Genomic DNA, 15,047 nt, shown 5'->3' on the forward strand with positions numbered 1-15,047 from the left:
TTATATACGCTTTCGCGAAAGCGTACCAAGAAAATATAGCCGTTTAAACCACTAAGTTTTAGATACTATCTGATTGTTAATTTCCTTTTTAAAACTCGACATAATTATAAAGGATTTCTACCGTTATCCATATATAAGAAAACTATCTTTGAGTTAGAAATAATAGACCCAATCTCATACATCATATCAAAAACAATCATTATGCAGAAATTCATCACGGTATTTACCGCATTTCTACTATATACAAGTATACTCTCTGCACAGCAAACCGCCATTTATACAGATGATCTTGTAAAATATAATAAGGCATTATCGCTCTACAATAGTCAGCAATATCTTGCTGCACAAACCTTATTTGAAGAAGTTAAAAACGAAACAAATGATACGACAGTTCAAGGGGACTGTGCGTATTATATTGCAAATGCTGCGGTTCGTTTAAACCAACAAGGAGCCGATAATTTAATGCAAGTATTTGTAAATGAATACCCAACAAGTACAAAGCGTAATTCGGCATTTCTAGATGTCGCTTCTTTTTATTTTGAAAATGGGAAGTATGCCTATGCTCGTAAATGGTATGATAGAGTAGATGAAGGAAGTCTTACAGGTGGTGCCAGAGAAACCTATGATTTTAATAATGGATATTCCTATTATAAGAATAAGCAATTTGATCAAGCCAAAAAGTTTTTAAATCGTGTGCGTGACTCTCAAAAATACGGATCACAAGCAAAGTATTATTTAGGTTTTATGGCCTATGAAGGTGATGAATACGAAGAAGCCGATGAACTTTTTGATGCCGTAGAAGATAAAGAAGATTATAAGGAAGAACTCGCCTATTTTAAAGCCGACTTAAACTTTAAATTAGGAAAATTTGATCAAGCCATCGCCGAAGGAAAATCACAATTGCCTACCGCAAATCCTAAAGAGAAATCAGAACTCAATAAAATTATAGGAGAAAGTTATTTCAATCAAGAGAAATATGCAGAAGCACTCCCATATTTAAAGGAATATAAAGGGAAAAGAGGCCGATGGAATAATACAGATTACTATCAATTAGGATATACGTATTACAAGCAAGGTGATTATGAAAATGCTATTAATGAATTTAACAAAATCGTTGACGGTAAAAATAGTGTTGCTCAAAACGCCTACTACCACTTAGCAGAATCCTATTTAAAAACAGAAAAGAAACAGCAAGCTCTCAATGCCTTTAAAAATGCATCAGAAATGGATTTTGATGAAAAGATAAAGGAAGATAGCGGGTTGAATTATGTGAAGCTTAGTTATGAGATCGGAAATGCATATCAAACCGTACCACAAGTCATTGCAAACTATATCAAAGAATATCCTAAAACACCTGCAAAAGCTGAATTAGAGGAATTATTGATAGATTCTTATATCACGTCCAAAAACTATAAAGAAGCATTAGTTCTTTTAGAAAAGAACAATTCTTTTGAGAGTAAAGTAGCGTTCCAAAAAGTAGCTTTCTACAGAGGCGTAGAGCTATATAATGAAGGAAATTATTTAGAATCACAAGATATGTTCAAGAAGTCTTTAAAAGAACCTAGAGATGAGCAATTTGTGACAAGAGCAACTTATTGGAATGCAGAGTGTGATTATGTATTAGGAAATCATAAAGAAGCCGTAATAGGGTATAAGCAATATGCGCAGAGTAGCAATGCTATGGCAACCCCAGAATATCAAGACCTTAATTATAATCTTGCCTACGCTTATTTTTCTGATAAAGATTATGAAAATGCAGCTTCTTATTTTGAGAAGTTCACGACAGAAAATGCAGAAGATAGAGTACGACGCAATGATGCTTATTTACGTTTAGGCGATAGTCGTTTTATTTCTAGTAAATACTGGCCAGCACTCGAAGCTTATAATAAAGCCATCGAAATTAATGCCGCCGATAGAGATTATGCGACCTTTCAAAAATCAATGAGTTATGGGTTTGTAAACCGAAATGAAGATAAAATCAATGGTCTTAAAAATTTCACGCAAAGCTTTCCAAAATCTAGTTATAGAGATGACGCGCTGTATGAACTAGGAAATGTATACGTCTCTCAAGATAATAATGATCAAGCGATTGCAGCATATGATCAATTGGTTCGTGATGTGCCTGGAAGTTCGTATGTCTCTCGTGCATTACTTAAAAAAGCATTGATTTATGATAATAATAATCAGTCAGACCAAGCACTTACGATTCTTAAAAAGGTTGCTGGTGATTACCCAGGAACTCCAGAAGCCCTACAAGCTGTAACAACTGCAAAACTGATCTATATAGATTTAGGGCGTGTGAATGAGTATGGGCAATGGGTGAGTACGTTAGACTTTATAGATGTAGAAGACGCAGAACTTGATGATGCAGCCTATGCTTCGGCAGAAAAACAATACTTAGAAAACAATACAACACAAGCAACACGTTTGCTGGATGAGTATATTGAGAGTTATCCTAATGGACAGCACGCTCTGAAAGCCCATTTTTATCTGGGACAACTCGCTTTCGCGAAAGCGGACTATCCCACAACCATTCCACATTACCAGTTTGTGATTGCTAAAGAACGCTCTGAATTTACAGAGCAAGCATTGGCTAGACTAGGACAAGTATTTTTAACTGAACGTACCTATGCCGAAGCAATTCCGGTATTACAACGCTTAGAAACCGAAGCCGATTTTCCGCAGAATGTCATTTTTGCACAATCTAACTTGATGAAATCACATTATGAGTTAGAACATTATGCAGATGCAGTTACCTACGCAGAAAAAGTACTGACCAATACAAAAATTGATAATGCGGTAAAAAGTGATGCACAAGTCATTATTGCAAGAGCCTCTATTAAAACAGGAGATGAAGACCGTGCAAAAACAGCCTATGCATCGGTACAAGAAATTGCAACAGGAGCACTGGCAGCAGAAGCATTGTACTACGATGCCTATTTTAAACACAAAGCCAATGATTTTAAAGGGTCAAACACCACTGTGCAAGAACTTGCTAGAGATTATAGTGGCTATAAAGAGTTTGGCGCTAGAGGTCTTGTGCTCATGGCAAAAAATTTCTATGCGTTAGAAGATGCCTACCAAGCCACGTATATTCTAGAAAGTGTGATCACTAATTTCTCTGACTATCCAGAGATTGTACAAGAAGCACAAGAGCAACTCGCACTGATCAAAGCAAATGAAGCAAAAACAAATTCTTCTGTAGAAGAAGGCGGTAACTAATTTTTATCAATCACAGACATAATCTATTTATATATGATAATTCATCAGATCAAAACATATAAAACTATTTTCCTACTTGCTTTAGGATTAGGCGCTTCTCAAGCATATGCGCAAGAAGAAGAGAAAGAAGAAAAGCAAGACTTAGGAACAGAAGTGGTTAATGTAGTAAAACCCTATACACCTACCATCAGTGATGCGTTTAAAGTAAAGGCAACCCCAAAGCTGAATGACTCTGTAAACACCGCTAAGAAGAAAGTTACATACAGTATTTTCTCTGTACCAGTAGCAAGTACGTTTACACCTGCCAAAGGAAAAGCAGCAGCAGTTAAGAAAGCGCCTAAATTGAAGTTGTATGATAATTATGCAACCATAGGTTTTGGAAGCTTTACATCGGTGCTCGCTGAGTTTTATAGTAACTTTCAAATAAGTCGTACAGAAGATTTTGGTGTATTCTTAAATCATAACTCCTCACAAGGAGGTATTGATAATGTACGCGTAGATGATTTCTTCTATGATACCCGTTTAAACTTAAATTATGGCGCCAGAGAACGTGATTTCTCTTGGCGTACAGATCTTGATGTGCAACATCAAGTATTTAATTGGTATGGAATATCTCCTACAATTGTAGATGCAGGTGCTCCAGAAGCTCCTATTCTTACCGATGATTTTGATGTCACACATTCGTATATCACAGGAGCTATTAATGGAAGTGTAGCTTTTAAAGATGGTATATTTAAAGGAGGAAGAGGTACTGTACGTTATTTAAGTGATTCAGAAAGTAGTAATGAATTACGTGCTATTGTAAAACCAACGATAGAGTTTCCTATCGCTGGCGAAAATATCACGACAGCATTTACAGTAGATTATGTGAGTGGTAGTTTTGCAAATGACTTTGCTCCAAACCTTGAAGAAACAAATCACAGTATTTTGAATGTAGGCGTAAATCCAAGCTTAGTTATTTTAAGAGATGATCTTACTGTAAATTTAGGAGTTGCTGGTTTTGTGAGTTTAGATAGCGAAAATAGTGATACAGACATTTTTGTATATCCAAGAATTACAGCATCCTATCGTGTGGTCGGTGATTATTTTATCGCCTATGGAGGATTAGAAGGAAACCTACAACAAAACAGTTATTATGACTTTGTACAAGAAAATCCTTTTGTTGCACCATCACTTGCTATTACACCTACCGATCAACAATATGATGGATATGTAGGAATGAAAGGTAAGCTTTCTAATAATGTAAGCTATAATCTAAGAGCTAATTATGCTTCCGAGAGCAACAAAGCATTATTCATATTTAATCCCGCACAAGTAGCCTCTGAAGTAGCATTTTTAAATGGTAATTCGTTTAGTGTTATTTATGACGATGTAGAGACATTAGGCGTTTTTGGAGAACTTAATTTTGATGTAAATAGTAACTTCAAAATGAAGATTAACGGACAATACAACTCATATACAACAGATAATCAAGCAGAAGCTTGGAACTTACCAGAATTAAGAGCTTCTGTATTTGCAGATTATCAAATCACGCAACAATGGTTTGCAGGAATCAATCTGTTCTTTGTAGGAGAACGTCAAGATTTAGTATTCTCAAATGACCCTACAGATATTCTAGCACAACCACAAATCACAACCTTAGATAGTTATTTAGATGCAAACGCACATGTAGGATATCGCTTTAATGATAGACTCTCTGCTTTTGGAAGGGTAAATAATATTCTAGATAGCGATTATCAAAAATGGTTAAACTATGAGGTACAAGGTCTTCAAGGAATGATAGGAGCTACCTATAAGTTTGATTTTTAATAAAGAGGGAAGTCTTTTTATGAGACGATGTATAATACGGTTTTCCTCACTTTAAGGAAGAGCAAACAAAATGATGTTAAGAAATAGTATGTTTCTCGTAATGGCTTAGAAAATAAGTATAGATACATTTTTTTAAAAGGTTGTAGCACTTTCATTAAAAGTGACGCAACCTTTTTGAGTTTTATGAATCTTCTAAATATAAAATACGACTAATTTGATTTTACGTATTTTTATATAACCCCCTAGAATATTAAATTATGTTACAACGAACTATAACCTATATATTTCTATTGATCATGTGTTTTTCCTGCGCATCTGATGATCCAGAAACGGCAGAAAGTGCTTGTGAGTTAGTAGATTGTGCTACCGTAAGTTTAGCCTTGCAATTTGTGTCTAGCGAAACAGGTGAAGATTTACTATCTAATGAAACCTTCCCTGTAGAGAGTTTACAGATTAGAAATATGCAAACCAACGAAGCTATTTCTTTTGGAGTAGGAACTGCAGGAACAGAACGCACTATTATCTCACTTCCTACATTTGTAGAAAGTAGCGACCTAGAAAACTATTTAATTACAATACCTGAGATATTTGAATTTGGATTTAGCTTTTCAGTAGAAGTTATAGAAGATCCATGCTGTTTAGGTAATAATTATAGCAATGTTGCTATAGATGCAGATAACGTGCAAATTGAAAATACAGAATTTGGTATTTATAGATTGTTGTTTTAAAAGTATTTTGAAACTATTGTAAAAGGACGATGTTTTGTACTTTAGTGCAAAATCTTTGTCATGCGAATAGTTACTTTCTTATCTCTTTTTATAATTGCTGTTTCTTGTACCTCAAAACAAGAAGTAGACCTTATTGTTACCAATGCAACGGTGTATACGGTTAATGACGCTTTCGCGAAAGCAGAATCATTTGCCATTAAAGATGGCGCTTTTGTAGCAGTAGGAACCTCTCAAGAAATCACAGCCACATACACAGCATCAGAAGTGATAGATGCTTCGGGAAAAACGATTCTTCCAGGATTAATTGATGCTCATTGTCATTTTTTCGGATTAGGCCAAAACCTACAAGTAGTAGATTTGGTAGGTACAACAAGTTATAATGAGGTGTTGGAACGTGTTTCCGCTTTCGCGAAAGCGAACCCAGCCACCACTTTCTTACGAGGAAGAGGATGGGATCAAAACGACTGGGAAGTTAAAGAGTTTCCCACCAAAGAAAAATTAGATGCCTTATTCCCTAATGTGCCCGTCGCATTAGAACGTGTAGATGGTCATGCATATCTTGTAAATCAAAAAGCATTAGACCTAGCAGGAATTACAGATGCAACAGTAGTAGCCGGCGGAGAAATCGTTAAAGAAAACGGAAAGATTACAGGGGTATTAGTAGATCGACCACAAGAATTGGTAGACGCTGTTATGCCCAAAGCGAGTAGAGCACAAAATATTACATCTCTTAAAGATGCACAAGAACTCTGTTTCTCCTTCGGATTAACAACCGTAAATGATGCAGGATTAGATAAACCTATTATCGAACTCATCGATAGTCTTCAAACGGCTGGAGATCTAAAAATGCGTGTATATGCCATGATTAGTAATAACCCTAAGAACTTAGATCATTACCTAACGACTGGTAAAGTGAAAACAGACTATTTGAATGTACGTTCTGTAAAAGTATATGGGGATGGTGCTTTAGGATCTAGAGGCGCTGCATTAAAAGAATCGTATAGTGATAAAGATGGACATTTTGGCGCGATGATTACACCTGTAGCAGATATTCAAAACCTTTCGAAGCGTATTGCTGCAGCAGGTTATCAAATGAATACGCATGCTATCGGAGATAGTGCAAATGTTGTAGTACTAAGAGCATATAAGGAAGCGTTACAAAATGTGGAAGATCCACGTTGGAAAGTAGAACACGCACAAGTAGTCGCACAAAATGATTTTGATTTCTTTAATCAGAAAATCATTCCGTCTGTACAACCTACACATGCTACAAGTGATATGTACTGGGCAGAAGATCGAGTAGGAGCAGAGCGTATTAAAGGAGCCTATGCCTTTAAGGATTTATTAAAGAAGTCTGGAATTGTTGTACTAGGAACCGATTTTCCAGTAGAACAGGTAAGTCCGTTTTATACGTTTTATGCCGCCGTAGCACGTAAAGATTTAAAACAATATCCAGAAGGAGGATATCAAATGGAAAATGCATTAACCAGAGAAGAAACCTTAAAAGGAATGACGATTTGGGCAGCCTATTCTAATTTTGAAGAAGCCGAAAAAGGAAGTATAGAAACAGGAAAGTTTGCCGATTTTATTATCATGGATAAAGACATCATGACCGTAACTGAAGATGCAATTCCAAACCTAGAAGTAAGAGCAACCTATGTAGGAGGAGAGAAGGTATATGGGGAGTAAAAAAACAATTTTTGCTTTTGGAACAGCAGCCTTATTGATCTTTTTGCTTTTTCCTAGAGTAGCAGGTTATGTGTATAGATTTAGTAGTGATCCTATAGAAATAGAAGAAAAAAAACAAGAATATTGGGAATTAGCTGAACAAAAAGATGTTTCTATAGCTAATTTGTATAGTGTTCAAAATAGACAAAGAGATATAGGATTATGGCTTTTTGTACGATATCTAGAAAAAGATACTGGGTATACTAATCCCAGAGTGACACTGTTAATGAGATGGAAAGTCTTGTTTGAATACTGGAAACTAACCTCTAAAGAGTAATCATTGACACCTCAAGATCACCTTATAGAACTCGCACATTATAGAATGCCTTTTGGTAAATATAAAGGTGAATACCTAGTTGATATTCCAGAGTATTACTATGTGTGGTTTAAGCAAAAAGGATTTCCAGAAGGAAAGCTAGGGCGTTTACTTCAGGAAATGTATGAGATCAAAGTCAATGGCTTAGAGCCTATGATTAAAAAAGTACAACGGTCCTATGGGAAGCCTTCTAATTTAAGGTAAATCGATATGATATTCTTTTTACTCGTTTTTTATATACATTCCTTTTGATTCAGGTAACGTATCTTTAAAACCGAATTTTTCATATAAAAATGAAGCATCTCCATCTGCTATTAGACTTGTATAGCATGATTTGGGTAATTTTGTTTTTATAAAAGTAGCTATATATTCCATTATTATTTTGCCAATTCCGTTACCCTGTTTTTCAGGAATTACACAAATATCTACTACTTGACAGAAACATCCGCCATCTCCTATAATCCTTCCCATTCCAATAACGTTGTCTTCTTCTTTTATCATCAAGGAATATATTGAATTATTTAATCCAACTTCGCATGCTTCACTCGTTTTTGCAGATAGACCGCAATGAACTCTCATTTGTTGATATACTCTTAGAGGTATTTTGTCTTCAATTACGTTCATTACTAATGTTTTCACAATCCTTTATGTATAATAAATATAGCTGGGCGTTTATGAAGATCTGGTAAATTGGTTTTCCAAAAACTGGCTTTCTTCGTTTGGATGAACTCGGTGGGTAAGGTAATGTCACACGCTATACAAACAAGAGTGTCAGGACGAACCGTATTAACAATATCGGTGAGCATTTTGTCATTACGATACGGTGTCTCAATAAATAATTGAGATTGACCCGTCTCGAAAGATAATTTTTCGAGACGTTTCAATTCCATTTTACGTTGTTTCTGCTCTATGGGTAAATAGCCATTAAAAGCAAAATTTTGTCCATTCATGCCGCTACTCATCATTGCCATCAAAATAGAAGATGGTCCTACGAGCGGTACAACTTGAATGCCTTTTTGATGTGCAATTTTCACCACATCGGCACCAGGATCTGCGACACCTGGTACTCCTGCTTCTGAGAGTAACCCCACAGAAATACCTTCAAAACAAGGGTCTAAATACGAAGGTAGTTCTTGCTCATCTGTATACTTGTTTAAGAGTTTGATCTGCAATTTAGGCTGTGATTTCCCTGGGGAAATAGCTTTGATAGATCGGCGTGCTGTTTTTTCATTTTCAACGATATAATGATCTATTAATTCTATGACTTTCTTTACCGATAACGGTATCACTTCAAGAGCACTTGTTTCTCCTAAAGTTGTAGGGATAAGGTATAATTTGCCTAGTGTTTGGGGTTCACTCATAGGAATTATTATTTAATAATTAGTTTCTGGGTATATCTAGTATTTTTTAATTGTAAAAGATATACACCAGCCGTTAGGTCTCCTATGTTTATTGTTGTTTCAAGTGTTTGTATAGGAGCTGATTTGACAAGCTTTCCAGTAATATCAAAAATGCTTACGGTATCAGTACTTGGTACATTTGAAAATGCAATGTTTACCGTTTGTGATGCTGGGTTTGGATATACACGTATGTTATTTTCTTGTGTAAACTCATCTGTACTTAATAAATTGGCATCTACCACTCTGTATACAGTACCTGCAAGACCTGAGATGTATAATTCTTTGTTTTGATCTTCTCCAAATGTCACAAATGAGTTTCCATTAAATGATTCACTAAAAGTAATCGCCGCTGGTGTCGTAGCATCTACATATCTAATATCATCTGCACAGGTATCAGAAAAGAAATACAGTCCTTGCATTGTTGGGAAGTCAGCACCTCTATATACATATCCGCCTACAACAGAGAAAAAGCCACAACTATTGTCATGTGTATACTCTGCTACAGGAAATGTAAGTTCGCTTGGATCTGGACATCCAGAAGTATTAAATGTACTACTTCCTTCATAACAACGCCATCCATAATTATGACCTCCTCCAGTGCCGCGATCTATTTCTTCTACGGCATTTTGGCCCACATCACCTATCCACATTGCACCAGTTTCATCATCAAAAGAAAAACGAAATGGATTACGAAGTCCATAATCCCATATTTCCCCTCTAAAGCTAGTTTGGCCCACAAAAGGATTTGTATCTGGAATACTATAATTTAGTCCGTTATCTTGATTGTCAACATCTATACGTAGCATTTTACCTAATAGAATACTAGGATTTTGAGCTCTATTGCCAGGATCGCCGCCGCTTCCTCCATCACCTAAGCCAATATATAAAAAGCCATCATTGCCAAAAGCAAGACCACCTCCATTGTGATTTCCAAACGGCTGGTCTACTTGTAAGATTGGAAATTCTGAATTTGGATCTGCAATATCTGGATCCCCTGTTACGGTATATCTTGATATTTGAGAGTCACCATTACTTCTTGTATAATGCACATAAAAGAAGCCATTGGTTGCATAATCTGGATGAAAAGTAAGACCTAAAAGCCCTTGTTCATTACCATTGTCATTTACAGCAATCGAAATAAAAGGAGTGCTGTTTACAGTGTTATCATCATTAATAATTCTAATAGAGCCCGATTGCTCTACAATAAAGAGTCGATCATCTCCTGCGTTTTGTATGTCCACAGGACGATTAAAGCCCGAAGCAATTTCTAAAATATCAATATCTGGATCTTGACCATACGCGATATAGGTTGCTAAAAATAATGTAAGTAGGATTTTAAATTTTTTCATAATAAGATAGTTTTTCTAAATATACAAAATCTGTATATAAATAGTCAACTAACTTATTCTCTTAGCAATAATATCACACGCTTCGTCTAGCATTTTGTAGACACGCTCAAAACCATCATCGCCACCATAATACGGATCAGGAACATCAACTCTTTCTCCTGGGAATAGCGTATCTAAAATCATAGAGACTTTTGCGCGATCGTTAGTACCATCAGCAAGTGCGAGTACATTTTCTAGATTAGAACTATCCATTACATAAATATGATCAAAATCTTTATAATCGATGCTTGTGAATTGTCTTCCGCGAAGACTAGAAATATCTAATCCATATTTTTTTGCCACAGCAATGCTTCTTCTGTCAGGTGGATTTCCTACATGCCAGTTTCCAGTTCCAGCAGAATCTACGATAAATCGATTGGTATCTACTTTATGACGTAGAATTCCTTCAGCCAGTGGAGACCGACAGATGTTGCCAAGGCATACCATGAGGACCTTAGTTTTATTCATAACGATTGGTTTTGGGGATACTAAAATAGGGATTGTTATGCTTTTTAGGATCAAAGTGGCCTAGAAGTTTATACGGTGCTGCGTATTACCTTTATTGTTTTGAAAACCGAACTTCAGAACTCGTGAGTGGCCAATCACAAAAACCGTCATTTCCTTCAAAAGCTTCTAAGAATTTTAAACTAAAGACGGTCTCATCACTTATACTTACCGTTTCGTTGAGGTTTTCTTCAGGTCCTAGGAGTACATGTATATCTCCTTCAACACCAAAACCACAAATAATGGCAGATCGTACATAGCGTGTTAATATTGCTTGATCACACGCAATTACAAACTCGACCTCTGCTCTAAGGAAAAGCCCACCTTGGATGTCTTGATCGTCTCTAAAAATTTCAAAACGTCTGGTATTAGGTCTATTTGTTGTGATTTCAATCACCTCAGGAGTGATAATAGTGGGACCTTGAAAACCATCCTGAATACTTGTATGGCTATAACTCCCTATAAATAATTGATCATCTACACCATCTACCACATAAATATCATATGTAAAAGGAGAATTTAAACGCCCTCCTAAGCTAATAATTGGACCTATGCTATTGAGGTTTGTAAAACATAAACCATTTGTTAAACATAGTTTCACATCTAAAACAAAACGATCAGTACACTGAATATCACTCGTGCTAAATCCAAAAAAATCGAGTAGTTCTTGAGTTGTGATTACAATGTTTGTAATAGGGAGTTCTGCAGTTAGATCAAAATCATTTCTAGATAATGTCTTAAATAATCGTGACGCTTCTGTACGATCTCCATTTTCTGAAGTTCTATCCTCAAAAGAGAGGAAAAGTTCGACGGTATCTAATAAATCTCCACGTTGTTCATCCTGATGCTCTAATCGTATAGAAATAGGACGATCTGGTGCTGAGGTATCAAAAGTTAAATTTTCTATTTCAAGCGTTCGTAAGACGGCCCCCGTTCGCACATTATTAAAAACGATGTCTACTGCATTTTCTTCTTTTGAGCAAGAGATCATACATAGACTACAAATCAAAATTAAGTAGTGTGTTTTCATGGTGTTATCTAGTAAACTTTCGATATCTATTAAAGTATCGGAAGTGGTTATAACGTCAAAAGAACATGAAACAGTTGTTATACAGGGTTATACCGATAAAAATTTGCTTTTTAAAAGTGTACGATGACTACTTTAGATTAAGTTCATACGATTACTGTTTTTAATGTATATACGCTTTCGCGAAAGCGTATACTACCATACTTTTATTTCAAAGAAGGTAAAATTAAATCCTGTACAATCTTAAAAGGAAGCTTATCTTCTTGAGAGTTATAAGCACCTCCTGTAAACACAATAATCATATCTTGCTCTGGAAATACCATAATATATTGACCTCCATTTCCTGTTGCTAGTGTAGCAGATATAGGTTGTCCTTGTAAGTTAAAAGGAAATTGCCACCATAAATAGCCATAATCAATTCCAGTGATTTGTGTATGAATGGCAGTAGCTCTATTAATCCATGATTCGGAGACAATTTGTTGTCCGTTCCAATTTCCTTTTTGAAGCATGAGTTTTCCAATTTTAGCCATATCTCTAGGAGTCATGTAAATACGCTTAGCCGTATTAATGACTTCTTTATTGGTGGTTGTGTGTCCTCGCTTTATATTTGTAATTCCTAACGGATCAAAGAGATACTTTTGAGTAAATTCTTCTAGAGGCATCCCCGAAGCTTGTTGGATAATTTCGGCGGCTAGTAAGGTTCCCATAGAGCAGTATAAGGATGTCTCTCCGGGTTCGCGTACCATCGGAAGGTCTAATGTATATTGTAACCAGTCTTTCTTTTTATATACCCGATCTTCTTGTCCTTTTGATTTTTTATCCCAATCATTACATTCTAGTCCAGTACTCATGGTAAGTAAGTGCTTGATGGTAATCTTTTCTTTTCTAGGATCTAAGTTTTTCTCGGGGACTGGGGATTTTAGGTATTTAGAAATAAGATCGTTTTCATTTTCTATAAATCCTTTGTCAATCGCTATTCCCATAAGAATGGATTTAATGCTTTTATTTACAGAGCGTAAATCCTGTTGTTTATCATACGCATAGTCTTGATAGTAGTGTTCAAAAACAATATGATCATTTTTAATAATTAATGCACTATGTATTTTATGATCTATACCAGCCAATTGTGTAAATCCTTTTTGTAGTAATGTGGTATCAATATCTTGTGATTGTAAATCACCGGTTTTCCAACCATCTGTATAGTGTGCAGGAGGTGTATATGTATATGCTTGTTGTGCAAAGCTTGAAAAGGAAAGAAGAATAAGAAAAAACGAATATACTTTTTTTATGTTCATATTAGATGAAGATGCTATTACTTTAGAGAAATGATGCTTCTAAAATAATACTGAATTTTTAGAAAAGAATTAAATAAAACATAAAAGGGATCAAATAGTACTATTTGATCCCTTTTTGAATTGAATTAAGCGAACTGTATTTATACAGTTAATTTTTTATTTAAATCTTCTACGTATTTACGGAATTGCTTATCAGTAGAAGCAAGGTTGTCTACAGTTTTACATGCGTGTAATACAGTGGCATGATCTCGTTGTCCTATTTGAGAACCAATACTTGCCAGTGATGCTTTTGTTAATTTCTTAGCAAAGAACATCGCAAGTTGTCTTGCTTGTACAATATGACGTTTACGTGTTTTAGATTGTAAGGTGTCTACATCCATTTGGAAATAATCAGATACGATTTTTTGGATATAATCGATAGATACTTCACGTTTGGTATGCTTCACATAATTATCTACAATCTTTTTCGCAAGATCTAATGTGATTTCTTTCTTATTGAAAGAAGAATGTGCAATTAATGAAATGATGGCACCTTCTAGCTCACGAATGTTTGTTTTGATATTATTAGCTAGAAACTCAACGATCTCTTCTGGCATTTCCACACCATCTTGGTAGAGTTTGTGTTTTATAATAGAGATACGTGTTTCGAAGCCAGGATGTTGTAACTCGGCAGATAATCCCCATTTAAAACGAGATAATAAGCGTTGTTCTATGTCTTGCATATCTACAGGAGCCTTATCACTAGTAAGGATCACTTGTTTTCCATTTTGGTGTAAATGGTTGAAGATATGGAAGAATACATCTTGTGTACCTGCTTTTCCACTTAGTAATTGAATATCATCAACGATGAGTACATCTATTACTTGGTAGAAATGAATAAAATCATTTCTATTATTTTTCTTTACAGACTCTATATATTGTTGTGTAAACTTCTCTGCGGAGATATAAAGAACTGTTTTTTCTGGATATTGATCTTTAATATGAACACCAATAGCATGTGCTAAATGGGTTTTTCCTAAACCTACGCCTCCAAATATAAGTAATGGATTAAATGAGGTTCCCCCAGGTTTATTAGCCACAGCCATTCCTGCAGAACGAGCTAGGCGGTTAGAATCCCCTTCAAGGAAATTATCAAAATTATAACTTGGATTGAGTTGAGACTCAATTTGTAAATTGCGGATACCCGGAATTACAAATGGATTTTTTAACTCAGGGTTTTTATTCTTTAATGGCGCATCTACTTCTTGAGATTTTAAAGAAGTTCTATTTGCACTAGGTATTTTCTCCGTAAATGGTTGATTATTACCATAGGTGTTTTCCATTTTAATTACATACACCAGCTTTGCGTTCTCCCCCAGTTCCTTATTAAGTGCCACTTTTAAAAGCTTAACATAATGCTCCTCTAGCCACTCATAGAAAAACTTACTAGGCACTTGTATATTTAATGCCACATCTGTAAGCTTTACAGCCTTGATAGGTTCAAACCACGTTTTATATGCTTGGGGTGTGATGTTGTCTTTTATAAAAGACAGACAATTATCCCATACAGATTGCGCAGTTCTACTCATTCGTTAGTTTAAATTATTTGGTTGTTAGTTGTAATAGGAGGTTAAAAATATTTCAATTATTA

General features: G+C 35.4%; 13 protein-coding genes. 6 read left to right on the forward strand and 7 right to left on the reverse strand.

All coding sequences use genetic code 11. From position 1 onward, the window contains the following. The first annotated feature begins 201 nt into the window (after nt 1-201). From Q1A60_RS17260 to Q1A60_RS17285, 6 genes are all read left to right on the forward strand, one after another. The gene (locus Q1A60_RS17260) at nt 202-3,222 is read left to right on the forward strand and encodes a tetratricopeptide repeat protein (protein ID WP_299767510.1); all 3,021 of its coding nucleotides are present in this window, start codon (nt 202-204) and stop codon (nt 3,220-3,222) included. Between the two features lie 33 nt (nt 3,223-3,255). Beyond that, entirely contained in the window at nt 3,256-5,031 is a 1,776-nt protein-coding gene (locus tag Q1A60_RS17265; RefSeq protein ID WP_299767509.1) for a TonB-dependent receptor, read from the forward strand. Between the two features lie 257 nt (nt 5,032-5,288). Further along, a complete protein-coding gene (locus Q1A60_RS17270) occupies nt 5,289-5,759 on the forward strand; it encodes a hypothetical protein (RefSeq protein ID WP_299767508.1) in 471 nt (156 codons plus the stop codon). Nucleotides 5,760-5,819: 60 nt separating this feature from the next. Further along, nucleotides 5,820-7,448 (forward strand): amidohydrolase family protein, encoded by a 1,629-nt coding sequence (locus Q1A60_RS17275; protein WP_299767507.1) that lies wholly within the window; start codon nt 5,820-5,822, stop codon nt 7,446-7,448. Then, entirely contained in the window at nt 7,438-7,764 is a 327-nt protein-coding gene (locus tag Q1A60_RS17280) for a hypothetical protein (protein ID WP_299767506.1), read from the forward strand. The genes Q1A60_RS17275 and Q1A60_RS17280 overlap by 11 nt, the downstream gene beginning before the upstream one ends. A gap of 3 nt (nt 7,765-7,767) precedes the next feature. Then, nucleotides 7,768-8,007 carry a DUF3820 family protein gene (locus Q1A60_RS17285; protein WP_299678937.1) on the forward strand — a complete coding sequence of 80 codons (240 nt, stop codon included), beginning with the start codon at nt 7,768-7,770 and terminating at the stop codon, nt 8,005-8,007. Nucleotides 8,008-8,025: 18 nt separating this feature from the next. Here Q1A60_RS17285 and Q1A60_RS17290 read toward each other — a convergent pair whose 3' ends face one another. The 7 genes from Q1A60_RS17290 to dnaA form a co-directional block, all read right to left on the reverse strand. Continuing rightward, nucleotides 8,026-8,427, reverse strand: coding sequence for a GNAT family N-acetyltransferase (locus Q1A60_RS17290; protein ID WP_299767505.1), 402 nt, complete (start codon nt 8,425-8,427; stop codon nt 8,026-8,028). An 11-nt stretch (nt 8,428-8,438) separates the two neighbouring features. Then, nucleotides 8,439-9,164, reverse strand: a complete 726-nt coding sequence (locus Q1A60_RS17295; RefSeq protein WP_299767504.1) for an SAM-dependent methyltransferase — start codon at nt 9,162-9,164, stop codon at nt 8,439-8,441. 8 nt (nt 9,165-9,172) lie between these two features. After that, entirely contained in the window at nt 9,173-10,552 is a 1,380-nt protein-coding gene (locus Q1A60_RS17300; RefSeq protein ID WP_299767503.1) for a PQQ-dependent sugar dehydrogenase, read from the reverse strand. Between the two features lie 48 nt (nt 10,553-10,600). Further along, nucleotides 10,601-11,059, reverse strand: coding sequence for a low molecular weight protein-tyrosine-phosphatase (locus Q1A60_RS17305; RefSeq protein ID WP_299767502.1), 459 nt, complete (start codon nt 11,057-11,059; stop codon nt 10,601-10,603). 91 nt (nt 11,060-11,150) lie between these two features. Beyond that, the gene (locus Q1A60_RS17310; protein ID WP_299767501.1) at nt 11,151-12,125 is read right to left on the reverse strand and encodes a hypothetical protein; all 975 of its coding nucleotides are present in this window, start codon (nt 12,123-12,125) and stop codon (nt 11,151-11,153) included. 203 nt (nt 12,126-12,328) lie between these two features. Next, complete coding sequence (locus tag Q1A60_RS17315; RefSeq protein WP_299767500.1) at nt 12,329-13,417, reverse strand: serine hydrolase; 1,089 nt, start codon at nt 13,415-13,417, stop codon at nt 12,329-12,331. Nucleotides 13,418-13,557: 140 nt separating this feature from the next. Beyond that, complete coding sequence (gene dnaA / locus Q1A60_RS17320; RefSeq protein ID WP_299767499.1) at nt 13,558-14,985, reverse strand: chromosomal replication initiator protein DnaA; 1,428 nt, start codon at nt 14,983-14,985, stop codon at nt 13,558-13,560. Between the last annotated feature and the right edge of the window lie 62 nt (nt 14,986-15,047).

Source organism: uncultured Dokdonia sp. (assembly GCF_947492535.1).
Lineage (GTDB): Bacteria > Bacteroidota > Bacteroidia > Flavobacteriales > Flavobacteriaceae > Dokdonia.

Bases quoted from the DNA above. Each gene is read 5' to 3' on its own strand.
- Q1A60_RS17270 (WP_299767508.1), top strand. From the start codon at position 5,289: ATGTTACAACGAACTATAACCTATATATTTCTATTGATCATGTGTTTT.
- Q1A60_RS17300 (WP_299767503.1), bottom strand. From the start codon at position 10,552: ATGAAAAAATTTAAAATCCTACTTACATTATTTTTAGCAACCTATATC.
- Q1A60_RS17315 (WP_299767500.1), bottom strand. From the start codon at position 13,417: ATGAACATAAAAAAAGTATATTCGTTTTTTCTTATTCTTCTTTCCTTT.
- Q1A60_RS17265 (WP_299767509.1), top strand. From the start codon at position 3,256: ATGATAATTCATCAGATCAAAACATATAAAACTATTTTCCTACTTGCT.
- dnaA (WP_299767499.1), bottom strand. From the start codon at position 14,985: ATGAGTAGAACTGCGCAATCTGTATGGGATAATTGTCTGTCTTTTATA.
- Q1A60_RS17275 (WP_299767507.1), top strand. From the start codon at position 5,820: ATGCGAATAGTTACTTTCTTATCTCTTTTTATAATTGCTGTTTCTTGT.
- Q1A60_RS17280 (WP_299767506.1), top strand. From the start codon at position 7,438: ATGGGGAGTAAAAAAACAATTTTTGCTTTTGGAACAGCAGCCTTATTG.
- Q1A60_RS17260 (WP_299767510.1), top strand. From the start codon at position 202: ATGCAGAAATTCATCACGGTATTTACCGCATTTCTACTATATACAAGT.
- Q1A60_RS17310 (WP_299767501.1), bottom strand. From the start codon at position 12,125: ATGAAAACACACTACTTAATTTTGATTTGTAGTCTATGTATGATCTCT.
- Q1A60_RS17295 (WP_299767504.1), bottom strand. From the start codon at position 9,164: ATGAGTGAACCCCAAACACTAGGCAAATTATACCTTATCCCTACAACT.
- Q1A60_RS17305 (WP_299767502.1), bottom strand. From the start codon at position 11,059: ATGAATAAAACTAAGGTCCTCATGGTATGCCTTGGCAACATCTGTCGG.
- Q1A60_RS17290 (WP_299767505.1), bottom strand. From the start codon at position 8,427: ATGAACGTAATTGAAGACAAAATACCTCTAAGAGTATATCAACAAATG.